The organism is Halorhabdus tiamatea SARL4B, from assembly GCF_000470655.1.
In the GTDB taxonomy this organism is placed as follows: Archaea; Halobacteriota; Halobacteria; order Halobacteriales; family Haloarculaceae; genus Halorhabdus; species Halorhabdus tiamatea.
This window is the reverse complement of the sequence record NC_021921.1, coordinates 2,269,866-2,290,929: the sequence shown is the minus strand read 5'-3', so window position 1 is coordinate 2,290,929 and position 21,064 is coordinate 2,269,866. Positions and strand designations below refer to the sequence as shown.

Annotated in this window: 23 protein-coding genes; 9 read left to right on the top strand and 14 right to left on the bottom strand. The window is 66.9% G+C overall.

Features of this window, described 5'->3' with window-relative positions; translation table 11 throughout:
- Positions 1–9: 9 nt before the first annotated feature.
- From fen to HTIA_RS16870, 3 genes are all read right to left on the bottom strand, one after another.
- Positions 10–990: a flap endonuclease-1 gene (gene fen, locus HTIA_RS11250; RefSeq protein WP_008523738.1), complete on the bottom strand. Its 981-nt coding sequence runs from the start codon at positions 988–990 to the stop codon at positions 10–12.
- Between the two features lie 70 nt (positions 991–1,060).
- The gene (locus HTIA_RS11245) at positions 1,061–1,597 is read right to left on the bottom strand and encodes a GNAT family N-acetyltransferase (RefSeq protein WP_020936380.1); all 537 of its coding nucleotides are present in this window, start codon (positions 1,595–1,597) and stop codon (positions 1,061–1,063) included.
- Positions 1,598–1,774: 177 nt separating this feature from the next.
- Positions 1,775–1,942, bottom strand: coding sequence for a DUF7331 family protein (locus HTIA_RS16870; RefSeq protein WP_008523743.1), 168 nt, complete (start codon positions 1,940–1,942; stop codon positions 1,775–1,777).
- Between the two features lie 292 nt (positions 1,943–2,234).
- On the opposite strand from HTIA_RS16870, the gene HTIA_RS11240 reads away from it, so the two are divergent.
- Positions 2,235–2,669 carry a DUF3054 domain-containing protein gene (locus HTIA_RS11240; RefSeq protein WP_020936379.1) on the top strand — a complete coding sequence of 145 codons (435 nt, stop codon included), beginning with the start codon at positions 2,235–2,237 and terminating at the stop codon, positions 2,667–2,669.
- 88 nt (positions 2,670–2,757) lie between these two features.
- Here HTIA_RS11240 and HTIA_RS11235 read toward each other — a convergent pair whose 3' ends face one another.
- The 4 genes from HTIA_RS11235 to HTIA_RS11220 form a co-directional block, all read right to left on the bottom strand.
- Positions 2,758–3,825 carry a presenilin family intramembrane aspartyl protease PSH gene (locus tag HTIA_RS11235; protein WP_008523746.1) on the bottom strand — a complete coding sequence of 356 codons (1,068 nt, stop codon included), beginning with the start codon at positions 3,823–3,825 and terminating at the stop codon, positions 2,758–2,760.
- An 84-nt stretch (positions 3,826–3,909) separates the two neighbouring features.
- Entirely contained in the window at positions 3,910–4,137 is a 228-nt protein-coding gene (locus HTIA_RS11230) for an H/ACA ribonucleoprotein complex subunit GAR1 (RefSeq protein ID WP_008523747.1), read from the bottom strand.
- On the bottom strand, positions 4,137–4,415 hold the full coding sequence (gene srp19 / locus HTIA_RS11225; RefSeq protein ID WP_008523748.1) for a signal recognition particle subunit SRP19: 279 nt from the start codon (positions 4,413–4,415) through the stop codon (positions 4,137–4,139). Before srp19 ends, HTIA_RS11230 begins: the two co-directional genes overlap by 1 nt.
- 90 nt (positions 4,416–4,505) lie before the next feature.
- Complete coding sequence (locus tag HTIA_RS11220; RefSeq protein WP_008523749.1) at positions 4,506–5,726, bottom strand: PGF-CTERM-anchored ABC transporter substrate-binding protein; 1,221 nt, start codon at positions 5,724–5,726, stop codon at positions 4,506–4,508.
- Between the two features lie 61 nt (positions 5,727–5,787).
- Between HTIA_RS11220 and btuC the strand changes: the two genes are divergently transcribed.
- A complete protein-coding gene (gene btuC / locus HTIA_RS11215; protein WP_008523750.1) occupies positions 5,788–6,888 on the top strand; it encodes a vitamin B12 ABC transporter permease BtuC in 1,101 nt (366 codons plus the stop codon).
- Positions 6,885–8,177 carry an ATP-binding cassette domain-containing protein gene (locus tag HTIA_RS11210; protein WP_008523751.1) on the top strand — a complete coding sequence of 431 codons (1,293 nt, stop codon included), beginning with the start codon at positions 6,885–6,887 and terminating at the stop codon, positions 8,175–8,177. Before btuC ends, HTIA_RS11210 begins: the two co-directional genes overlap by 4 nt.
- Positions 8,178–8,312: 135 nt before the next feature.
- Here HTIA_RS11210 and HTIA_RS11205 read toward each other — a convergent pair whose 3' ends face one another.
- Together HTIA_RS11205 and coxB are read right to left on the bottom strand one after the other, a co-directional pair.
- A complete protein-coding gene (locus HTIA_RS11205) occupies positions 8,313–8,759 on the bottom strand; it encodes a MaoC family dehydratase (protein ID WP_008523752.1) in 447 nt (148 codons plus the stop codon).
- A 106-nt stretch (positions 8,760–8,865) separates the two neighbouring features.
- Complete coding sequence (gene coxB, locus HTIA_RS11200) at positions 8,866–9,570, bottom strand: cytochrome c oxidase subunit II (RefSeq protein ID WP_008523753.1); 705 nt, start codon at positions 9,568–9,570, stop codon at positions 8,866–8,868.
- A gap of 127 nt (positions 9,571–9,697) precedes the next feature.
- Between coxB and HTIA_RS11195 the strand changes: the two genes are divergently transcribed.
- Genes HTIA_RS11195 through HTIA_RS11180 form a run of 4 tightly spaced genes read left to right on the top strand, consistent with a single transcriptional unit; the run spans position 9,698 to position 13,599 of the window.
- Complete coding sequence (locus HTIA_RS11195; RefSeq protein ID WP_008523754.1) at positions 9,698–11,131, top strand: heme o synthase; 1,434 nt, start codon at positions 9,698–9,700, stop codon at positions 11,129–11,131.
- Positions 11,128–11,829, top strand: a complete 702-nt coding sequence (locus HTIA_RS11190) for a DUF7546 family protein (RefSeq protein WP_008523755.1) — start codon at positions 11,128–11,130, stop codon at positions 11,827–11,829. The genes HTIA_RS11195 and HTIA_RS11190 overlap by 4 nt, the downstream gene beginning before the upstream one ends.
- A gap of 7 nt (positions 11,830–11,836) precedes the next feature.
- Positions 11,837–12,811: an ABC transporter ATP-binding protein gene (locus HTIA_RS11185; RefSeq protein ID WP_021029496.1), complete on the top strand. Its 975-nt coding sequence runs from the start codon at positions 11,837–11,839 to the stop codon at positions 12,809–12,811.
- Entirely contained in the window at positions 12,808–13,599 is a 792-nt protein-coding gene (locus tag HTIA_RS11180; protein ID WP_008523757.1) for an ABC transporter permease, read from the top strand. The genes HTIA_RS11185 and HTIA_RS11180 overlap by 4 nt, the downstream gene beginning before the upstream one ends.
- 31 nt (positions 13,600–13,630) lie before the next feature.
- Here HTIA_RS11180 and HTIA_RS11175 read toward each other — a convergent pair whose 3' ends face one another.
- The 5 genes from HTIA_RS11175 to HTIA_RS11155 all read right to left on the bottom strand — a co-directional run bounded on the left by HTIA_RS11175 (position 13,631) and on the right by HTIA_RS11155 (position 18,151).
- Positions 13,631–14,536 carry an aminotransferase class IV gene (locus HTIA_RS11175; protein WP_008523758.1) on the bottom strand — a complete coding sequence of 302 codons (906 nt, stop codon included), beginning with the start codon at positions 14,534–14,536 and terminating at the stop codon, positions 13,631–13,633.
- Positions 14,527–15,159 (bottom strand): anthranilate synthase component II, encoded by a 633-nt coding sequence (locus tag HTIA_RS11170; RefSeq protein ID WP_008523759.1) that lies wholly within the window; start codon positions 15,157–15,159, stop codon positions 14,527–14,529. Before HTIA_RS11170 ends, HTIA_RS11175 begins: the two co-directional genes overlap by 10 nt.
- A complete protein-coding gene (gene pabB, locus HTIA_RS11165) occupies positions 15,156–16,652 on the bottom strand; it encodes an aminodeoxychorismate synthase, component I (RefSeq protein ID WP_008523760.1) in 1,497 nt (498 codons plus the stop codon). Before pabB ends, HTIA_RS11170 begins: the two co-directional genes overlap by 4 nt.
- A 77-nt stretch (positions 16,653–16,729) precedes the next feature.
- Positions 16,730–17,329 carry a helix-hairpin-helix domain-containing protein gene (locus tag HTIA_RS11160; RefSeq protein WP_008523762.1) on the bottom strand — a complete coding sequence of 200 codons (600 nt, stop codon included), beginning with the start codon at positions 17,327–17,329 and terminating at the stop codon, positions 16,730–16,732.
- Positions 17,330–17,353: 24 nt separating this feature from the next.
- Complete coding sequence (locus HTIA_RS11155; RefSeq protein ID WP_008523763.1) at positions 17,354–18,151, bottom strand: shikimate dehydrogenase; 798 nt, start codon at positions 18,149–18,151, stop codon at positions 17,354–17,356.
- Positions 18,152–18,302: 151 nt separating this feature from the next.
- On the opposite strand from HTIA_RS11155, the gene HTIA_RS11150 reads away from it, so the two are divergent.
- Both HTIA_RS11150 and HTIA_RS11145 read left to right on the top strand, forming a co-directional pair.
- Positions 18,303–19,670, top strand: a complete 1,368-nt coding sequence (locus HTIA_RS11150; RefSeq protein WP_008523764.1) for a sodium:calcium antiporter — start codon at positions 18,303–18,305, stop codon at positions 19,668–19,670.
- 27 nt (positions 19,671–19,697) lie between these two features.
- Entirely contained in the window at positions 19,698–21,050 is a 1,353-nt protein-coding gene (locus HTIA_RS11145) for a D-aminoacyl-tRNA deacylase (protein ID WP_020936375.1), read from the top strand.
- Positions 21,051–21,064: the final 14 nt, after the last annotated feature.

Here is a 21,064-nt window from a genome sequence, read left to right as displayed (position 1 = left end):
GATTTTCCGTCAGGTCCAGTCGTCGAGTCCCGTCTGGACGACAGAGGACTCGATCCGCTCGAATCCGCGAGCGACTTCGTCGGTGTCGACCTCCCATTGGTCGGTGACGAACGCGCGGGCGGCCGCCAGATCAGGTTCGATCGTGGTCTCGAGCGAATACTCGTCAGTAACCGCCGGGTCGAGGAAGAGATCCCGAATCCGGTCGGCGTTCTCGACGTAGACGTCCTCGGCCTCGCTGACGCCCCAGAGGTCGCCGTGCTCGCGAATGGCTTTCACCGCGGTTTTGGGACCGTAGCCCCGGACACCCTCGTTGAAGTCCGTCCCACAGAGCAGCGCGACGTCGACGAGTTGCTCCCAGGAGAGATCGTGTTCGGCGAGCGTCGCCTCGAAGTCCATCAATTCAGGGTCGCCCGAACTGGTGAGTTGCCGGAGCGTGTAGGGTGCGCCAAAGAGCAGGGCGTCGTAGTCCTCCGTGCCGACGTAGTCGGCGTCGCCCCGTCGAGCCATGTAGGCGGCCTGGGCTTCACCCTCCGCCGGGGCGTCGACGATCGGGACGTCGAGTAGCCCGAGGAGTTTACGAGTCGTTTCGATGATGACGTCGGTGAGTCGCTGGGTTCGGGATTCGAGGCGGGCGACCTGGATCGCATCACCTTCCTCGCGGGCGGCTTCTAAGTCTTCCTCGTATTGTTCGCGCTGTTCGCGCCGGCGCTTTACTTCGTCGTCTTTGAGGTCGGTGACCGCGCCATCGAAGACGAACACGGGCGTGACGTCGGCCTCGAAGAACTTCGGCAGGCCCTGGATCACTCCCACGAGATTGGCGACTTCCTCACCGTCGGCAGTGGTATAAATATCGTCGCTGGTCCACTTGACCGTCGTCGTGAGGTAGCGATACAGCCAGTTGTGGGCGTCGACGGCGACGATCGAGCCGCCCAGTTCCTCGAAGGAGACGTCCTTGATGACGGCGATGTCCCGGAGATCAGCGTTTCCCATTAGCCGGAGTAACACGCCAAACGGGTTTGAATCCCCCGCCTCGACAGAGTCGGCAGTCACCGGCACTGTGTCAGGACTCTACGCTGGGCACGTCGACGACGGCCGGTGGATCGCCGTCTTCGCGGGCGTCGAGAAACGCGTTCGCCTGTTCGGTGAGATCTCGGTCTCGGTAGGTGGAAAGTCCCGCACGGTAGCGCTCGGCGTCCCGATCAGCGGCTGTCGAGACGACGAGTTCGGCCAGCCCCGTCTGCTCGCCAGTGTAGGCCAGGCTGGCCTTGTAGAAGGCCTCGTAGGCCAGCGGATTGTTGACGCCGGCTTTCACTTCGTTGAAGCCCCGTTCGTGGGCTCGAACGACGACGAACCGGAGGAGTCGGGATCCAATTCCCGCACCACGTCGGTCTTCGCGGACAGTCACGTACCGGATCCGGAGACAGTCCTCGTCGGTTCGGTCGGGATCGAAGGCGGCCGCCGCGACGATCGAGCCGTCCGCTCGCACGACGGCCTTTCCGGTACTGGAGACGACGAACTTCCCCGCGTACGCGAACCGTTCGTGATGGAGGTCGAGCGTCGGGGCGTCGGCGGGCCAGCCGAGCAACGAGTATTCCACAGCCGGATGTCCGATGCGGAGCGACAAGTGATTGACGCCGAACGCCGCCCGGCGGAAGCCAGTCGACCGGACCGGTAAGAACTGGTTACCGTCCATTCGTGTCCCGACTCGGCGGCGTCAGATTGAGAGGGCACGAGACCGATGCGTCTGCCGGCGCAACCGGTCGAGTCCGGGATCCTACCGGTACTCCAGGAGAGATACCGCTCCAGACGACTGCACCCAGGCAGCGTGGTTCTCACGATCGTAAATGATGGGGTCCTCGTCGTCGAGGAGCAACTGACTGTAACGGTCTGCTAACGGTTCGGGCTGGCACTCTGACGTCTCGTCTGCCGGCGTTACACTCATGGGAATCACGGTGGCGTTGGTGGCACCTCTTGACGCTATGGTAGGTTTCTCCTACCGAGAAATATAAACACATCTTTCAAATTATCAAAATGGAGAACCCGGTTCGTGGAGTAAAATCGGAGGGGTACAGGACGGCGCTGAAGAGGAACTGTCCCACGACCGAGCGGCATCGAACCGTGTGAAATCTGTCTACACGATCGTAGCGCCCTCACGACGTGGGAGCTATCGTCCCAGCGGCGAACAATCGATCGAAACGGGAACGCCCAAGTTTCCGGCCGCGCTCGAAGCAGGTATGAGTACTGTGACCGCGACGCTCCGAAAGCGGGTCGACCGCTCGGGGACGACCGCGATCCTCGCCGCCGGCGACGTCGTCGCGATCGCGGCGTTCGTCCTCGTCGGGGCAGTCCTCGGCCATGGCGAATCACTCACGAACGTTGGGCGACATGTCGGCACGATGGCCCCCTTTCTGGTCGGCTGGGTCGTCGCTGCGATGCTCGGCAGCCTCTATACGATTGACGCACGTCGATCCGTCCTGAGGGCGGTCTCCTGGACTGTTCCGGCCTGGATCACCGCGGCGCTGATCGGCCAGCTTCTCCGGGCATCGTCGTTGTTCCACGGGTCGTTCTCACCGAGCTTTCTGCTGATCTCTATCGTCATCGGACTGGTTCTGTTGGCGTCCTGGCGGGCGGTTGTGGCATACTGGCTCGGCGGTGGCACGCTACGGTGACGGACGGCGGTCGGCTGGGCAACGACGCGGGGACTTTCAGCTGAGATTCGTTTGCTTTCGGTCGGATGCCGGAACGTGACTCGTGATCTCACAGATACGGCGTAAGGCCAAGTGTTTCGAGCAGGCCCATCCCGGTAGCGAGTGCGCCGACGAGGTAGCCGGCGATCGCCCCGCCGTTCAACAGCGGGAGCCCGGCGTGAGCTCGCCCGGCGAGGACCATGCGCAACAGCACGGCCAGCCCGATGAACGTCCCCATCACGGCGGTGGCGGCGGGCACCGCGACCGAGAGACCGCCGAGGCCGACGGTCGGGACCGCCGGACCGGCGAAGAAGGCGACCGAGGCGACCAACACTGTGGGGATGATCGCGTCGCCGAGGCCGATGAACAGCGCGTCGCGGTCCTCAAGCGGGTCGTCGCTCTCGTCGGTCGCGTCTTCGTTGTCGTCGCTGTCCTCGTCGGCCGCAGTCTCGGCAGCGACATCGGCCTCGTCACTGTCGGCCTCCGAGCCGGATTCGCTCGAATCGTCGACCATCGGTCCGTCGTCGTCCAGAAAGGAGTAGCCGAGCGACGTCGGTGCGACGAGCACGACGGGGACCTGTAAGTCCATCACGCCGGAGGCGAGCGTCAGCATGTGCTCGGTGCCGTAGACGCTGATGGCGTCGTAGACCGCCAGGACGGAAAGCAACACCAGCGCCGGGAAGACGCCAAACGTGATCCCGAAGAGCCCGGCCGCCCCCGCGCCCATGATCGCCCCCGCGGCGTCGATGACGTACCACTCGGGATAGGCGAACACTGCGATCCCAAGGCCGATCGCGCCGAGCCAGGCGGGGCCGTGGAGCCCACCGGCGACGGGAATCGTCACGACGGGCGGCAGCAGAATCGAGAAGACGATCAGGGCGATGTACACACTGGTCGCGACGATGAGTCCACGGATCGCCCACTGGACGTCGTATCGGAACGCGGCGAGCATCACGCCGGTCATCACCAGGATCGCCCCGATGTACAGTAGCGTGTTCAGTGGGTTCTGTGGGTCTTCGACCGGCTGGAGCCCGGCCGTCTGGAAGGGATCGACCAGCGCGAGTGCGCCGAGTTGGACGGCGAGGAAGATCGAGACGATCACCGAGATCGAGAGCGTGAGTCCGCGGTCGCGAGCCATACAGTTCGTGGGGGAGGCGTCGGGAAAAGCGATTTCGGTCCGGCAACGCGGGCCGTCCAGGCCGGCAAGTGATTGTCGTAGTCCTCACCGATAGTACAGCGGCTGACCGACCAGGGCGGGCGGGTGAACGCTGTCGACCGGCGAAACCGCGAGGTACGGCCGCTCGACCGGTCCGAAGACGTCGACCACGCGACCGACGGTGTCAAGCGATTCGTCGATCACCATCGTCCCGATGTCCGGGTGAGTCTCCTCGGGGCACTGGACGACGGCCACACTCTGGGCGATCCCCCGAACCTCCCCGGCCCGGCGCATCACTCGCGGAGCGCGGCGACGTAGGCCGCCACGGCTCCCAGGAGGTCGCTCTTGGTCGCGTCGTCGGCGTCCTTGACCAGTACGCGCCCGCGAGCCTCGTACTCGCGGGAGTAGGTCTTCTCGCGCTCGATCACCGCGTCGTAGCCGACCTGCTGGACCGCCTGTGCGATCTCGTCGACTGTCGGCTCCTCGACCGCGAGATCCTGGGGCACCCGTCGCCCCTCGCTGCGCGTCAACTCGGCGTCGAGGGCAGCCGGCCAGATGACGTTTTCGACCATGTGTCCCGGTCGTCGGCCCAGGGGTAAACCCCTTACTGGTCGCCGTCGGGAGACACCGACTCCAGGTGTCGACAGGCAGCCAAAAGCGAGTCAATCCCGTCTGACGAACAGCCCAGAACCGAGCAAGGCGACGATCGCCGTCACGACCCCGAATCCGGGACCGGTGGCGGTCGTGGTCTCGGTGGTCGAACCCGTCGTCTGGTTCGTGTCGAGGGTGACCGTATCGATCGTCGTCGGCTCGGCCGTCGTCTCAGTGGGTGACGCAGTCGTCGTCTCGGTCGTTGGCTCCGTCGTCGGTTCCGCTACTGACTCGGTCGTCGTCGGCTCCGTGGCGTCGGCCGCACAGATCGGAGCCGACACCGTTGCGGGATCGACGGTTACGTCGGCTGCTGCCTCGGGGTGGAACGTCGTCGCCAGCGTCCGTAGCGGCTGGGTCACCCGCGGTCCGGGCTGGCTGATGAAGTTGGCGTCGACGCGGACTGTCTGCTTTTCCCGAATTGCCGTCGTGTTCGAGAGCGCGGGATCGGACGGGATCGGCGACTCCCCCGAGACGACGATCCAGTCGGGGTCTTCCTCGACGAGGATTTCGGTGTTGATGGTGTCGTAGGTGCTGATGTTTGCGGCAAGGGCGACGTTGTCACCGCCGGCAGCGTCGATCACGTCGCCGATGAAGGTGCCGGGGCCGGCGGTGAAGCCACCGCCCATGGCGTAGTAGACCGTCGGCCGTTCCTGGCTCGCGGTTGCGTTCCGGTAGGCCTCGACGGTCGCTCGTGTCCGGGCACTGACTTCCATGGCTGTCTCGTCGGTGCCGAGCAGTCGCCCGGTGAGTCGCGTCTTCTCGACGACGTCTCCGATCGAACTCGCACTCTCGAAGCGATAGACCGTCACGCCAGCGTCCCGGAGCTGTCCGACCGCATCTGGACTGATGACGTTCGGCGCGAGCACCAGATCGGGCTCGAGACCGATGATCGTCTCGACCTGGGGTTGGCCCTCCTCATCGACGACGTTCGTCTTCTCGCTCGATCCGTTCAGGTAGCTCGTGTAGGGGTTGACGGGCATCCCCACGACCCTGTCTTCGGCACCGAGTTCCCAGACGACCTGGGAGGCACTCGGTGCGAGCGTGACGACTCGCTGTGGCTCCTCGCTCACGGTCACGTTCGCCCCGCTGGCGTCGGTGACGGTGATCGGGAACGAACAGTCGACAGTCGTCTCGGTCGCGGCGGGCCCCCCAACGGCGGGGGAAACGGCGACACCCGCGACGCCGCCGACGACCAACAGCACGGCAAACAATCCGGCGATGGTTCGTGACATGCACTCCGGCGTCCGGCCTTATCCAATAAATATTTATCTAATGCAACTCAACTTGTCGTCAATGCGGATCGGACTCCGAATCGGCGTCTGGACGGCCGGGTTGACGGTGGCACTCGTCGTCGTCACAGTCGTGAGTGCGACCGTCGGGCCGGTCGCGATAGACGTATCGACCGTCGCGAAGGCCTCGCTCAACGCTGTCGGGATTCCGGCGGGCCTCGATGTCGGAATCAGCGAGGCGTCGGTCCTCGGACTGTCGATGCCAGCCCCGGTTGTCGACGTCCATTACACCTACCCGTTCTCGTTCGGCGTCCCCGGCACGGCCGAGACGATCGTCCGACAGATCCGGCTGCCGCGGATCGCACTCGGCGCAGTCGTCGGGTTCGCGCTCGCGAGTGCCGGGGCGGTCATGCAGGGGTTCTTCCGGAACCCGATGGCCGACCCGTCGATCATCGGCGTCTCGGCCGGCGCGGCGGTCGGGGCCGTGGCGACCATCGCCGTACCAGTGGCTGTCCCCTTTGGACTGCAGGGGGCTGCGTTCGTCGGCGCGCTCGTAGCGGCCTTCGCCGTCTACGCGATCGCGACCGAGAACGGTCGGACGCCGGTCGCGACGCTGTTGCTCGCCGGCGTCGCCGTCCAGACGTTCCTGGGTGCCGTGATCTCCTATCTCCTGTTAGAAGCCGGTGAGAGTCTCGATCGGGCCGTTTTCTGGCTGATGGGGCATCTTCACAACAGCTCCTGGGCCGAAGTCGAGGTGACCCTCCCCGTGGCGGTGGTGACGTTCGTCGGGCTGTTCGCCTACGCCCGAGACCTCAACGTACTCATGCTGGGCGAGGAGGACGCCCAGACCGTCGGTATCGCCGTCGAGCGGACCAAACGAATCCTGCTGGCGCTCTCGAGTGTCCTCACGGCCGCGGCGGTCGCCGTCGCGGGCGTCATCGGCTTCGTCGGGTTGATCGTCCCACACGTGATGCGCCTGCTCGTCGGTCCCGACCACCGGATTCTGCTGCCGACGAGCGCACTGGCCGGCGCGACCTTCCTCGTCGCGACGGACACCGTCGCGCGGTCGGGCCCCGCCGAGCTGCCCGTCGGGATCGTTACCGCGGCGCTCGGTGCGCCCTTCTTCCTCTATCTGCTGGGTCGCCGGGAGGTACACGAACTATGACCGGACAACGAACACACGCCGATCGCACAGACACGGAAGCGACGATCGCTGTCGAGGACATCAGTGTCTCGTTTGGGGATCTCGATGTCCTCGAAGACGTCTCGCTCTCGGTCGCGTCCGGCGAGTTCCTCGGCCTCGTCGGCCCGAACGGGGCCGGCAAGACGACGCTCGCCCGGGCGATCAACGGGGTCTTCGAGCCGGCCGGTGGCACGGTTCGCCTCGACGGAACCCCAGTCGCCGACCTCGGACCCCGAGGCGTGAGCCGCCGTGTCGCGACGGTCCCCCAGGATACGTCCGTCTCCTTCGCGTTCACCGTCGAGGATGTCGTCCGCATGGGACGGACACCCTACCGGGGCCGGACCGACCTGACGGGTGACGAAGCCGACCGGAAAGCCGTCGATCGTGCCCTCGAACGGACCGAAATGGTAGCCCTCCGAGACCGGCCGATCACAGCCGTCAGCGGCGGCGAGCGCCAGCGGGCGTTCGTGGCTCGCGCGCTCGCCCAGGACACGCCGGCGCTCGTCCTGGACGAACCGACCGCCAGCCTCGACATCAACCACCAGGTCCGGGTCCTCGAACTCGTCGCCGATCTGGTCGCGGGGGGCAAGACGGCCATCGCGGCGATCCACGACCTCGATCTCGCCGCGCGGTACTGTGACCGCCTGGCGTTGCTCGCCGACGGGGACGTCCAGGCCGTCGGCGACCCCGAGACAGTCCTCACGGACGAGCACCTCCAGCCCGCCTTCGACACCCGGACGGCCGTGACGCCGGACGCCGTCACCGGCACCCCCAGCGTGACCGCCATCGCCGAACCGCGACGCGACCGGGACGCCCAGGTTCATGTCCTCGGCAACGGCGCGACCGCTGCCCGCGTCATCACGACGCTCTGGCAGGCCGGCTTCGAGGTGACTGCCGGCCCGCTTCCCAGCGGCGACGCCGCGCTGTCGGTCGCCGAGGAACTCGGTGTCGAGGCGATCGCCGTCCCGCCGCTTTCGAGCCCTGACGAAGCGGCGCTCGAAGCGGCCCGCGAGCACTGCCGGAGCGCCGCGGCGACAGTCCTGGCCGATCCCGTCGTCGGCCCCGATTCGACCGTCCTCGACCTCGCCGAATCGAGCGCGCGCCCGATCCTGGTCGAGACGCGCCCGCCAACTGAACGGAACCACGCCGGCCCAGACGCGAGAGCGTGCTATCGCGACCTCGAATCGCGGGCGCTCACGGCGTCGATCCACGGGCTCGTGCCGGCGATCGCCGAGGCGACGAGTCCACAGGCAGTGCCCGCAGACGACTGATACGGACAGTTGTAACTATTTTCGGCATGTATGGAATACTCGTCCGATCGCCCCTCGAACCCCGTCATCTGGTATCCCCAGGGCGGTAACGAATTACAACTGTCCGTATGAGAGAGTGGGATCGAGTGGGGAAAATCAGTCTTCGGCGTCCCGCCGCGCAAATAGCCCTTTGACGACCATCGAGAGGACTTCCTCGTCGTCGCTGTTCGTCGTCCGGACGGCGAAGTCGACCTCGCCGCGCTCGTCGTCGAGCGGTTCACGAGCGACGACTTCCGCGTCGACAGTGAGTTCGTCGCCCGGCCGCAGTGGCGTCCGCCACTCCAGATCGTCGACGCCCAGCCCGCCACGGCCGGCGGCGTCCAGAAAGAGGCCGTCCGCGAGCAGGCGCATCGACAGCGCGGCGGTGTGCCACCCGCTCGCGATCAGGCCGTCGAAGGGGCCATCGCTCGCGGCCTCGCTGTCGACGTGCATCGGCTGGGGGTCGAACTGGCGGGCGAAGTCCGTGATCTCCGCGGCGGTGACGTCTCGCGTCCCGAACGTCCAGGAATCACCGACGGCGAAGTCCTCGTAGTACCGAACCATCGTGAGAAGGTTGTGACCCGCGACCCAAAACAACCCCGAAGCGCGATCGACCGCGAGAACTGAACCGGAGAAATCAGTCGCTACTCATCAATTCAGCCGGGAGCCCTTACTCGGACTGCTGATCGAGCCAGTCCTGGAAGCCCTCCTGGCTCTTGACCTCGACAGTCCCGAGCATGCTCGAGTGGCCGACACCGCAGAACTCCGCACAGTAGAGCTGGTAGGACCCCGTCTCGGTCGGCTCTGTCGTCAGGTGGTTCGACCCACCGGGGAAGGCGTCCTGTTTCAGGCCCATATCGGGGACGTGAAACGAGTGAATCCAGTCCGTCGAGGTGACGTTGAGCCGCACCTCCTGATCGACCGGAAGGACGAGGGTGTCCATCGTCGTGACGTTCTGCTCGGGATAGTGGAACGTCCAGCTGTACTTCTCGGCGATCACGTCGACCTCGAGGGCGTCTTCGGACGGCCCTGTGTCGGTGACGTGGTCCTGGGCGAGAACGCCGTAGGAGGCGACGCCGACGAACAGCAGGACGATCGCGGTCGTGACGGTCCAGGTGACCTCGAGTCGGCGGTTCTCCTGGGTCGGTTTGGCCCCCTCGCTCTTGGCGGCACGGAAGCGCCAGACAGTATAGAACAGGATGGCTTCGACCAGGATGGTAATCGGAATCGCGACCGCCAGCAACTCGGTGTTGAGCCCCCAGATCAGGCCGTCCGTCGTCGAGGATCCCCCGGTCTGGGCGGCCACGGAGGGGACGAGCGTCGCCAGCCCGACCACCACCAGGGTCGCCACCAGGCCGTTGCGCGTCTCAGTCATGGCTCGGGCTTCGGGGTAGCTGCTCATAAAGAGCGTTCATCCGGCGAATTTCGGCGATTCTTTCGACCCGCACACGAACCCCGGGGCTCGAACCCGACAAGTGTTGCAGCGGAGCGAAGCCTAACTAATGCCCGCCACGGAGAGTCACAGAACAGTGGTAGGAAACCAAACCGACGGCGTCCCGCTGTCGACGCTGCTGGCCGGGACGATCGTCGGCGTCTATCTGCTCGTGATCGCCGGCGCGACGGCCGCGATCACCGACGCCGCGGCCGCCTGCTCGAGCTGGCCGGCCTGTGGACTCCCGACCGCCGACTCGCCGGCGCTCGCGGTCGCGTGGGGCCACCGCCTGCTCGCAGCCGTTGTCGGCCTCGCAGTCCTCGGGACTGCAGCGATCGGCATACAACGGCTCGAGGACCGGCGCGTCCGGGTGGCGCTCGCGGTCGCCGTCGTCCTGTTCGCGGCCCAGGTCGGCCTCGGAGCCGTCGTGACGGTGACCGGCGGGACCGGAATCGCGCCGATTGTCCACCTCGGGGCCGCGATGGCGCTCTTTACGACGCTGGTCCTCGCACTCGCCTGGCACCTCGAGACGGAGTACGGCGATCCGACGGACCGACCGGACGGCGTCCCACAGCCGCCGGAGGTGACGGAGTCGGCCGGCAGTGAGGAAGCCGGGGCGACTCCCCCGGGCGGGCAGACCGGCCTGCTCGCGACGGTGCGAGCGTACGTTCGACTGACCAAGCCACGCCTGATGTGGCTGCTGTGTCTGGTCGCCTCCGCCGGAATGGCACTGGCGGCGGGGCCGGCGCTGACGGTGGGGACGATCCTCGCCACGCTGACTGGCGGCGTCCTCGCGATCGGTGCCAGCGGAACCTTCAACCACGTCCTCGAACGCGACGTCGACAAGCGGATGCAGCGAACGTCCGACCGGCCGGTGGTGACGGATCGAATTCCGATCCGGAACGCAGTCGCCTTCGGATTCGCCCTGTCCGTCCTCTCGCTTGCTGTCTTCGCCACCATCAACCTGCTCGCCGCTGCGCTGGGACTCGCGGCGATCCTCTTTTACAGCGTCGTCTACACGCTCGTCCTCAAGCCAAACACCGTCCAGAACACGGTCATCGGCGGCTTTGCGGGCGCGCTACCGGCACTCATCGGCTGGGTCGCCGTGACGGGGACGATCGGCGTCCCCGGACTGGCGCTTGCGGGGATCATCTTCCTGTGGACGCCGGCGCACTTCTACAACCTGGCGCTGGCCTACCGCGAGGACTACGCGCGCGGCGGCTTCCCGATGATGCCGGTCGTCCGCGGCGAGACGGAGACTCACAAGCACATCCTGCTGTATCTCGGCGCGACGCTGCTGGCAGCCAGCGGACTCGCCGCGCTCGCGAACCTCGGCGTCCTCTACGGGGCGACGGTCGCGGCCGTCGGGGCCGTCTTCCTGTGGGCAGTTATCCGATTGCATCGTGAACGGACGACGAACGCGGCCTTCCGGGCCTTTCACGCCTCGAACGCCTTCCTCGGGGCACTGCTGGTCGCGGTCGTGATCGACGCGATGGCGATATGAGTACGGCCACCCTCCCCGGACGGCTCCCGACGGTCTCGAAGCGTGGCGTCCTCCGGTGGGCGACGCTGATCAACGTCGAGATACTCCTCCTGTTGGGCTATCTCTTCGTCGCCGACGCCCAGGTGTTCGATCTGGCGTCGTCCAGGCTGTACGTCTACCCGTTCGTCTGGATCAACGTCTCCCTGTGGGCGCTCGCGACAGTCCGACCACCGGACGCCCCACGATGGCGGAAACTGTTCGGGGGCGCGGTCGCTACCGGCTACGCCCTCCTCCTCACATATCTCGGTGGCCTTGTCTCGACGGCCATGACCGACGCCGCCACCCTCTCGATCCGGCCGCTGGTGTTCCCGCCCGGCTGGGCCCCAGTCGTCTCAGCTGATCTCGCCGGCCTCTCGGTGACGCTGCTGCCCTACAAGGTCCTGGGATACATTACGTTGTCTTACCTCGTATACACACTGGTCGTCGAGGCCGCCGGCGTGCTGCCCGCGATCCTCGGACTCTTCTCGTGTGTCTCCTGCGTCTGGGCCGCCGTCGTGGTCCCGCTGGCCGGCACGATCGGTGGATCGACGGCGCTCGCGACGGTCGTCTTCGGCGGCGGCTACGACCTCTCGACGGCGATCTTCGTCGTCTCGGTCGTCCTGCTCGCGTGGCGACCGACTGTCGGGAACCGAATCGACTATAGGAGTGGTCGGTGGTGATCGAAGCGTGAGTGCCATCGCGATCGAGGAGGTCCGGCGAACCTACGGCGACACTGTTGCACTCGATTCCGTCTCGCTGTCGGTCGACGCTGGTGAAATATTCGGACTGGTCGGGCCAAACGGCGCGGGCAAGACGACGCTCGCCCGGGCGATCACGGGGACGACCGACTACGAGGGTACAGTCTCGCTGTTCGGCGAGGACCCGCGCGCGATCGACCGGTCGCGACTCGGCTCGCTTCCCCAGTCGTTCTCGCCCCACGAGCGCCTGACGGCTCGTGAGCTACTCGAATACTACGCCGGGCTGTACGACGACGCCCTCGCACCCGGGCGCGTCCTCCGGGACGTCGGCCTGGTCGAGAGCGCCGACACCTACTACGAAAATCTCTCGGGCGGCCAGCAACGCCGGGTCTGCGTCGGGAGCGCGCTCGTCAACGACCCCGATCTGCTCGTCCTCGACGAGCCGACGACGGGGATCGATCCTGCCGGGCGACGTCAGCTCTGGAATCTCCTCGAAGCGCTGGCCGCAGACGGCACGACGATCTTTCTGACGACCCACGACATGCACGAGGCCGACCGGCTGGCCGACCGCGTGGGACTGCTCGCCGACGGGTCGGTGGTCGCCGTGGACACGCCCACAGCACTTATCGACGCCCACGGCGGCGAGAGTCGGTTGACGATCGAGACGCCCACGCCGCTCGCTGAAGCAGACGCGCCCACCCTCGGCTACCGAACCGCGATCACCGATGGGGATCTGCGGGTGTTCGACGTCGCCCCGACCGAGATCGGCAACGTCGTCGACGCGCTCACGGAGTCGGGGATCGAAACCGAGTCGCTAAGTTGGAGCGAGCCGGCCCTCGAAGACGTCTACCTCGAACTCACGGGGACTGCTGTCGGCCGCGGCGGACGGCGACTCGACGACGAGACCGAAACGGGGGCCGACAACCCGAGCGCGTCAGCAACCCCCACGGAGGGATCGTCGTGAGCCGACTCGGTCGGATCGCGAGCGAGACCCGCGCGGCGACGCGGGCGTTTCTCCGTCGCCGGACGGCGGTCTTCTTTACGTTCCTGTTTCCGCTCCTGATCGTCCTCATCTTCGGCGCGCTGGTCCAGACCCAGCCCACCGGCGGTGGCCTCTTCACCGAACCGCCGGCGTACTACGTCCCGGGGTATCTCGCGGTCGTCGTCCTCTTTACACCGCTCTCCAGGGTGGGGAGTGAGGTCGCGCGCCACCGCGACGGCCGTCGCTTCGAGAAGCTGGCGACCACGCCGCTGTCGCGGGCGGAGTGGTTGCTGGCCCAGACGATCGTCAACGTCGCCATCATCGGCGTCGCGGCCGTGCTGGTCCTCGCGGTGATGGTGGCCGTCACCGGCGCGACGATCGTCCCCTCGCCGTGGCTGGTTCCGTTCCTCGTCATCGGCGTCGCGCTGTTCTGTGGTATCGGCGCGTTGCTCGGGAGTTTCACCGATTCTCAGGACGGCGTGATCGCCGCGTCGAATACGCTTGCGCTCCCGCTGCTCTTCCTCTCGGAGACGTTCGTCCCGCCGGAACTCCTCCCGGAGTGGTTCCGGCCGCTGATCGAGCTCTCGCCGCTCACGTACTTTTCACGAGGTGTCCGAGCGGTCGTGACCGACCCCGGCGCAGGCGTCGAGGGAACGGTCGTCGCCGTCTGGCCCGCCGGCCCCGATCCGGCCGTCAACCTCGCGATCCTGTCGGTGCTCGCGATTGTGACGTTCGGGCTCGGCGCGTTCACGTTGCCCCGGACGGACTGAGCGACCGTGACTGCACCGCCGTTCGAGACCGTTACTCGTAACACGATCGCTCGACGCGCCGATCGTAGAGTCGGGCGAGCAGGCGAGTCACCGGGCCGGCACCGATCGACTCGCCGTCGACGGCCTCGATCGGGCGGAGTTCCCAGGTCGTGTTCGTCAGAAACGCCTCGTCAGCCCCAAGCAGCTCTTCGCGCTCGTAGCGGCCCGTCTCGACCGGCAGTCCCTCCTCACGGGCGAGGTCCAGGACCATCGAGCGAGTCACGCCGGGGAGGATCGACTGGTCGGCCGTCGGCGTGTAGAGGACGCCACCCGCGACGAAGAAGACGTTGCTCGTCGCTCCTTCCGCGAGATACTCGTCGGTGTCGAACAGCAGCGCCTCGTCGGCCGGGTCGCCGTCGATCCCCTGCTGGAGTTCGAGTCGGGCGAGGATCCCGTTGAGGTAGTTGTGCGTTTTCACAGCCGCTGGCAACGCATCGTCGGGGATCTTCCGAGTCTCGGCCGTCCGGACGGTCGCCGGACTGTCCCAGACCGGGTCGCCGTCGATGCCGCCCCGGGGGAGCGAATCGACCATCACGACGATCGTCGGGTCGACCGCGGGGTCTGGGGTGAGTTTCCCGGCCTGGACGCCCCGGGAGATCGAGAGTTTGACGTACGCGTCGGCGAGGTCGTTGGCCGCGAGCGTCTCAGCAATTCGATCACGGAGGTCGTCCCGTGGCGGGATCGCCCGAGCGAATCCCAGCCGCTCGCAGGTGCGTTCGAGGCGGTCGGCGTGGGCGTCCCAGGCGAGGACCTCGCCGCCGTAGGCCCGGAGCGTCTCGAAGGCCCCGTCGCCGTACATGAACCCGCGATCGCGCACGTTCACGGTCGCCTCTTCGGCCGGGACGAGTTCCCCGTCGACGTGATATCGCCGCTCGTCGGGAGAATCGCTCACGCCCACTCACCCCCGAGTGCGCGTTCACAGAAGGCCGTCACCAGTTGCTGGCCCGCGTCCGTCAGGATGCTCTCGGGGTGAAACTGGACGCCGACGTGTGGCCGCTCGCGGTCGCGGACGCCCATGACCACGCGGGACTCGTCGTCGGTCCAGGCCGTCTCTTCGAGGCGATCGGGAAGTCCCTCGCGTTCGATCGCCAGCGAGTGATACCGCCCGACGTCGATCCCCGCCGGCAGGTCGGCGAACAGCTCTCGGCCGTCGTGGGTAATCGTCGATGGCTTGCCGTGGACGACCTCGGGGGCGTGCGTGACCGCGGCACCGCGGGCGGCACACAGCGCCTGATGGCCCAGGCAGACGCCGAACGCCGGATAGTTGAGCTCGAAAACGGCCTTCGAGACACCGGCATCCGCTGGCGTCCCCGGCCCCGGAGAGACGACGATCCCGGCCGGATCGAGGTCGCGGATTCCGGCTGCGTCGATCTCGTCGTTGCGCCTGACGACGACGGCTTCGCGGGGGTCCGCAGGTCGCAGGTGGGGGGAAACGCCACTCGAGAGCGCCGTCCCGACGTACTGGACGAGGTTGTACGCAAAGGAGTCGTAGTTGTCGACGACGAGGATCGGACCAGTCATTCAGATCCCTCCGGAGTGGGGTCGCCTCGATCGGTGGGACGAACGCCGTCCACCGAGAGGTCCCGATCGAGCGCGTCGCCGACGGCCGTCACCAGCGCCCGGGCCTTGTCGAGCGTCTCGTCGTACTCCCGGTCGGGCACCGAATCGTGGACGATCCCCGCGCCGACCCGGAGGTGGTATGCCTCTGACTGGCGGACCAGCGTCCGGATGACGATGTTCAGTGTCGCCCGGTCGTCGAAGCCGAAGATCCCGATGCTGCCGGTGTAGGGGCCGCGACGGGTCGCTTCGAGTTCGTCGATGATCGCCATCGTCCGTGGTTTCGGCGCGCCGGTGATCGTCCCCCCGGGGAACACCGCGCGGATCGCGTCGGCCAGATCCCGGTCGTCCCGAAGTTGTCCTTCGACGAGCGAGACGAGATGCATCACCTCGGAGTAGCGATCCACCCGCCGGTACTCCCGGACGTCGACGCTCCCGAATTCGCTGACCTTCCCCAGGTCGTTGCGTTCGAGATCGACCAGCATCGCGTGTTCGGCCCGCTCTTTTTCGTCCGCGCGGAGGTCGGCCTCGAGATCGCGGTCCTCCGCGGGCGTCTCTCCCCGCGGCCGCGTCCCGGCGATGGGTTCAGTGACGAGCCGGTCGCCCTCGCGATGGAGGAGGAGTTCGGGACTCGCACTCACCAGATCGGCGGCCGGAAATTCCAGCAGCGCCGAGTATGGAGCCGGGTTCCCGGCACGAAGCGACTCGAAAGCGTCGACAGGGTGGACCGCCGCCGGGGCAGTCAGGCGATGGGAGATATTGGCCTGGAAGGTGTCGCCCTCGTGAATGTACTCCCTGACGCGGTCGACGCGGTCGGTGAAGGCATTCCGGCCGGTATCGCTCTCGAAGCGGACCGTCCCCGCCGATGGCGGGTCCTGAACGTCGATATCCCCGTCGACGGCCCGCCGGGCCAGATCGAGTGCGCGCTCGCGTCCCCGCTCGAAGGCCGCGTCCGGGTCGCTCTCGACCCTCGGACACGCCGTCACGCGGAGTGTCACCGGCGATTCGGCGGGCTCTTGCCAGGCGGCGAGTGTGTCGTAGAAGGCCACTTGCAGCCGCGGCAGATCCCGGTCGCGCTCGGCCGACCCGGGGAGGTCCTCGATCTCCCGGGCGACGTCATACGAGAGCCACCCGATGGTCCCACACGGATAGGGGACGTCTGTTCCCCGCCGGTGAAGGTGCTCCTCGTCGAGTCGATCGACGAGCGTCCCGATCGTGTCACTGCCCGGATCGACGGTCAGCCACTCGAACGGCTCGACGCCGAAGTAACTCCAGCCGTCGGTACCGCCGCTGGTCTCGAGAAAACAACCACCCGATACCTGGCGCGCACGCCGGTAGGCCTCGAAGGGATCAGCGACTGTGACCCGTGCTTCGACCGGGACACGATCGCCGGGATCGGCTCCCGCCGCACGCTCGCGGAAGGTCGCCAGGTCGGTCACGAGTTCCGGGGTCGTCATTGCGCCAACACACACGGAGGGCCACTAATCGTGTTACGATCGGGGCAGGAATCGCTGGACTACCTAGATCCGAAGGCTCACTCGCTGGCCTGTTCGATCCAGCCTTCGACCCGGGAGAGAGCGATACCGGTCGTCTCGGCGACGGCGTCAGCGTCAGCGGTCGCAAGGTCCCCGACTGTCTCGACGTCCGCCTCCGCGAGTCGTTCGGCGTAGGCCGGCCCGATGCCATTGATCGACTGGACGTCCTCGGTACTCGCCGACGCCGGTTCAGACGCAGATGTTTCTGCCGCCTCGTCCGTGTGTGCTTCGGTCTCTGCTGTCTCCGCCGCAGGCTCCCCAGACGACGCCGTCTTGGTAGTGTCCTCGGATTCGTCTCCGTCGCCCTCCGTCGATTCCGTCGCGTCCGCTTCGGTATCTGCCTCTCTGTCGGTCGTCACGTCCGCCTCGGTGTCCGCCTCGCCGTCGGTCGTCGCGCCCGCACTCGACGTGTCCCCGGCCGTCTCACTCGTCGGTTCCGGGCCGGTTCCTTTGACGGCGTCCTCGCTTTCGGTGTCCGGTTCGTGCTCGACCGTGACGGCGACGTCGTCACGACTACCTGGTCCTTGTTCCGATGTCCCCGCGCTGGATCCCCCCGATCCCAGGCCGAGAAGTTCCTTGATCTGGTCGAAGAGTGCCATACGGGTAGATACACACGCCAGGACTTAAAGGCGTTCACGCAGCGCCGCATTCATCACGTCGACAGGCGCATCTCGGCCAGTCCAGCGCTCGAAGGCCTCGACGCCCTGGAACAACAACATCCACGCGCCATCGACGGTCGTCGAACCCGCTGCGGCCGCCTCCCGGAGGAGCCGCGTCTGGATCGGGCTGTACACCGCATCGAGGACCGCCAGGCCGGCGTGGAGTGCCGTAGCGGGGACCGGCGATCGGTCCTCGTCCATGCCGACGCTGGTCGCGTTGACGAGGACGTCCGCGTCTGCGAGAAGGGAGTCGAGCGCGTCGAGCCCGTGGCCGCTCGCTCCCGGAACCTCTGTGGCGAGTTCGTGGGCCGTCTCGACGGTCCGGTTGGCGATCGCGACGTCCATGCCCTCGTCGGCGAGGCCAAAGGTGATCGCCCGCCCGGCCCCGCCCGCTCCGACGACGACCGCCTGCCCGGAGAGCGCCACGTCGTGGCGCTCTAAGGCCCGCACCGCGCCGAGCGCGTCGGTGTTGTGCCCCGTCGGCCGTTCGCCCGAGAAGTCGATGGTGTTGACTGCGCCGATCCGGGAAGCCAGGTCGTCGGCCTCGACCGCCCCGAGGACGTCCTGTTTGAACGGGATCGTGACGTTCAGTCCAGAGACACCGAGCGTCTCGGCCGCCGCGACGGCCTCGCGTGCCGCGTCGACCGGGGGCTCGAAGGTGACGTACCGTGCGTCGATGCCGAGTTCGTCGTAGGCCGCCTCGTGCATCGGCGGCGACAGCGAGTGTTCGACTGGATTGCCCAGGAGTCCGTAGACGTCCATGGCGGGGCCGACGACCGGGAGCGTCAAAACCACGACGGTTGACGGGAGGCTCTGGGGAGGAGTCGGGCGACGACTTCGACCGAGTGTGTCACCCTGTGACACGGCCACTCGACACCGCAAGACATTATTTTCGCAGGGGTAAGCTCTCAGTGTGTCTCGTCTACGCCATCCGCTGACGGCAGTCGCCGCTGCACTCGCACTGACGCTGCCGTGGGTCGTCGTCGAACTGTCACGGGTCGCCGCTGGACTCGACGCTGTCCCGATCGAGTCGGGGATCGCCCTCTCGACGGCCCTCACCGTCCTGGTGACCGGGCTGGCCGTCGTCGGCGCGTCGTTCCTGCTCGCGTGGGGAGCCGAGACGGCCGAGAAGGACGTCCCACGGGCGTTCGCACTCGCCGTCCTCGCAGTCTTGGCGGTGGCCCCGGAGTACGCCGTCGACGCACTGTACGCCTGGAACGCCGGCGCGGGAGCCGGAACGGCCGCAGGCGCGGAGGCCGGCAACCTCGCCATCGCGAACATGACCGGGGCCAACCGGATTCTCATCGGGTTGGGGTGGTCCGGGATCGCGCTGTTCACGGTCTATCGCGCCTACTCAGTCCGGGACGACAACGTCGAGAAGCGATCCGGCTTCCTCGCCGACGTCGTGACCCTGGACAAGGCGCTGACGACCGAGATCACGTTCCTCTGGCTGGCGACGCTGTGGGCGTTTCTCGTCCCGCTGGGCGGCGGCATCGACCTGATCGACACCGTCGTCCTCGTCGGCCTGTACGTGAGCTACATCCTGATCATCATTCGTTCGGGCATCGAAACGGAAGAAGAGCAGATCGGCGTCCCGGGCTACCTCCAGTCCTACCGCAAGCCAAAGCGGATCGCGACCGTGCTGGGGCTGTTCGTCTACTCGGGCATCATGATCCTGATCGCCGTCGAGCCCTTCGCCCACGGCCTCGAAGAACTCGGCCTCCAGTACGGCGTCCCGAGTTTCTTCATGATCCAGTGGATCGCCCCGCTGGCCAGCGAATCCCCCGAGCTGATCGTCGTGGTCTATCTGGTCAACAAAGCCCGGTCTTCGGCCGGGTTCAACGCCCTGATCTCCTCGAAGCTCAACCAGTGGACGCTGTTGATCGGAACCCTCGCGGTCGTCTACTCGATCGCGGCGGGCGGGGTCGGCGTCCTCGAGTTCGACTACAAGCAGAGCCTGGAGATCTGGATCACGGCCGCCCAATCGTTCTTCGCGTTGGCGATCCTGGTCAACTTCAACATCAGCCTCCGTGAGGCCGTGGCGTTGCTCGTGCTATTCGTCAGCCAGGTTGTCGCCGAGTTCCTGGTGTTGAACGTCCTCTCGCTGGCCCACCCTGAAGCACTCAGCCACCAGATCCTGCTCGGGTACACAGCCGTCTACCTCCTCGTCGGGCTGGCGATGTTCATCCGTCGCCGCCAGGCAGTCAGGGAGATGCTCGGCATGACCGCCGAGGTGGTCCAGACGGCGCTGGGTCGCCGGAGCGACTTCGACATCGAGTAAAGGAAGACGCTCGAAGCAGGACTATCCATGATCGCCGTCGTCGTCTCGACTGCGGATCGCGCCTCGGAACACATCTTCGAGCAGCTGCTCGACGTGACGGACTGGACGACAAGCCGTGACGAGAGTCGATCTCCGGGCGAAGGCGGCGGTGACGTCTACCGGATCGACGGCGTCGAGATGCGCGTCTTCGAGGAATGGCATCTCGAACTCGACGGCGTCGCCGCGGCCTTCGACGATCCCGACCTCGTCGTCTTCGCGTCCCGGCACTCCGGGGAGACCGGCCCGTTGCTGACCGCCCACCACACCGGCAACGTCGGGCCGGCCGAGTACGGCGGCGCGGACCGGGACCTCGCTCGCGCCGCCCCGAACGCACACAGCCAGGTTCTCGAGGCGCTCGCCGAGCACGCGCCGGAGAATTACGAAATCGGCATGGAGTGTACCCACCACGGCCCGACCGACGTGGGCGTACCGTCGATGTTCGTCGAGGTCGGCAGCGGGCCCGACCAGTGGGACGACCCCGACGCCGCCCGGGCGGTCGCTCGCGCGATCCTCGACCTGCGTGGCGTCGAGGTCGACGCGCCTCAAGAAGACAGTGACGACAGCGCCCGCCGGCACCTCGTCGGGTTCGACGGGAACCACTACGTCCCGCGCTTCGAGCGGATCGTCCGCGAGACCGACTGGGTCGTGGGCCACATCGCTGCCGACTGGGGACTCGACGAACTCGGCGATCCGCTCGACAACGAGGACGTCCTCCGGGCGGCCTTCGAGGAGAGCAGGGCCGAATACGCCCTGATCGATGGGGACCGCCCACGTCTCGAGCGAGCGATCGACGAACTTGGCTACGAAATCGTCGGCGAGACGTGGCTCCGAGCGGTCGAGGGCGTCCCGCTGTCCTTCGCCCGCCGCGTCGAGGACCGACTGACAGCCGTCGACGACGGACTCCGATTCGGCGACCCGGCCCGCGGGTTCGACGGTGATTTCGAAGTCATCGAGATGGCCAAGGATCTGCTGGACGAAGCACAGGGGATCGACCGGGAGGCGACCCGCGAGGCCGTCGAAGGCGTCGCGCTCGCGTTCACCACGGAGCAGAGCGCCACGCTCGTCGGAGACCGTGCCGCTATCGCCGACAGCGACGACCTCGACGAGTTGATCGAAGCGCTCGCAGACGTCCTACGGTCGGACTACGATGAGGTGACCGTCGGAGAGAAGCGCGTCGTCGCGAGGAAAGAAGCCTTCGACCCCGAACTCGCAGCGAAAGCGGGCGTCCCGGAGGGACCGAAGTTCGGCAAACTCGCGAGCGGACGACCGGTCGAAATCGACGGCGAGACCGTCGAACCCGAGGCAGTTAGTCGGGAGCGAGAAGCGACGTTCTCGGTCTGACTGGAAACGGCCAG

What these genes read in the sequence shown, in the direction of transcription:
- HTIA_RS11220 (WP_008523749.1), bottom strand. Translation starts at nt 5,726, where the DNA reads ATGTCACGAACCATCGCCGGATTGTTTGCCGTGCTGTTGGTCGTCGGC.
- btuC (WP_008523750.1), top strand. Translation starts at nt 5,788, where the DNA reads ATGCGGATCGGACTCCGAATCGGCGTCTGGACGGCCGGGTTGACGGTG.
- HTIA_RS11205 (WP_008523752.1), bottom strand. Translation starts at nt 8,759, where the DNA reads ATGGTTCGGTACTACGAGGACTTCGCCGTCGGTGATTCCTGGACGTTC.
- HTIA_RS11155 (WP_008523763.1), bottom strand. Translation starts at nt 18,151, where the DNA reads ATGGACGTCTACGGACTCCTGGGCAATCCAGTCGAACACTCGCTGTCG.
- HTIA_RS11240 (WP_020936379.1), top strand. Translation starts at nt 2,235, where the DNA reads ATGAGTACTGTGACCGCGACGCTCCGAAAGCGGGTCGACCGCTCGGGG.
- HTIA_RS11235 (WP_008523746.1), bottom strand. Translation starts at nt 3,825, where the DNA reads ATGGCTCGCGACCGCGGACTCACGCTCTCGATCTCGGTGATCGTCTCG.
- HTIA_RS11230 (WP_008523747.1), bottom strand. Translation starts at nt 4,137, where the DNA reads ATGCGCCGGGCCGGGGAGGTTCGGGGGATCGCCCAGAGTGTGGCCGTC.
- srp19 (WP_008523748.1), bottom strand. Translation starts at nt 4,415, where the DNA reads ATGGTCGAAAACGTCATCTGGCCGGCTGCCCTCGACGCCGAGTTGACG.
- HTIA_RS11210 (WP_008523751.1), top strand. Translation starts at nt 6,885, where the DNA reads ATGACCGGACAACGAACACACGCCGATCGCACAGACACGGAAGCGACG.
- HTIA_RS11190 (WP_008523755.1), top strand. Translation starts at nt 11,128, where the DNA reads ATGAGTACGGCCACCCTCCCCGGACGGCTCCCGACGGTCTCGAAGCGT.
- coxB (WP_008523753.1), bottom strand. Translation starts at nt 9,570, where the DNA reads ATGACTGAGACGCGCAACGGCCTGGTGGCGACCCTGGTGGTGGTCGGG.
- HTIA_RS11195 (WP_008523754.1), top strand. Translation starts at nt 9,698, where the DNA reads ATGCCCGCCACGGAGAGTCACAGAACAGTGGTAGGAAACCAAACCGAC.
- HTIA_RS11170 (WP_008523759.1), bottom strand. Translation starts at nt 15,159, where the DNA reads ATGACTGGTCCGATCCTCGTCGTCGACAACTACGACTCCTTTGCGTAC.
- HTIA_RS11160 (WP_008523762.1), bottom strand. Translation starts at nt 17,329, where the DNA reads ATGGCACTCTTCGACCAGATCAAGGAACTTCTCGGCCTGGGATCGGGG.
- HTIA_RS16870 (WP_008523743.1), bottom strand. Translation starts at nt 1,942, where the DNA reads ATGAGTGTAACGCCGGCAGACGAGACGTCAGAGTGCCAGCCCGAACCG.
- fen (WP_008523738.1), bottom strand. Translation starts at nt 990, where the DNA reads ATGGGAAACGCTGATCTCCGGGACATCGCCGTCATCAAGGACGTCTCC.
- HTIA_RS11145 (WP_020936375.1), top strand. Translation starts at nt 19,698, where the DNA reads ATGATCGCCGTCGTCGTCTCGACTGCGGATCGCGCCTCGGAACACATC.
- pabB (WP_008523760.1), bottom strand. Translation starts at nt 16,652, where the DNA reads ATGACGACCCCGGAACTCGTGACCGACCTGGCGACCTTCCGCGAGCGT.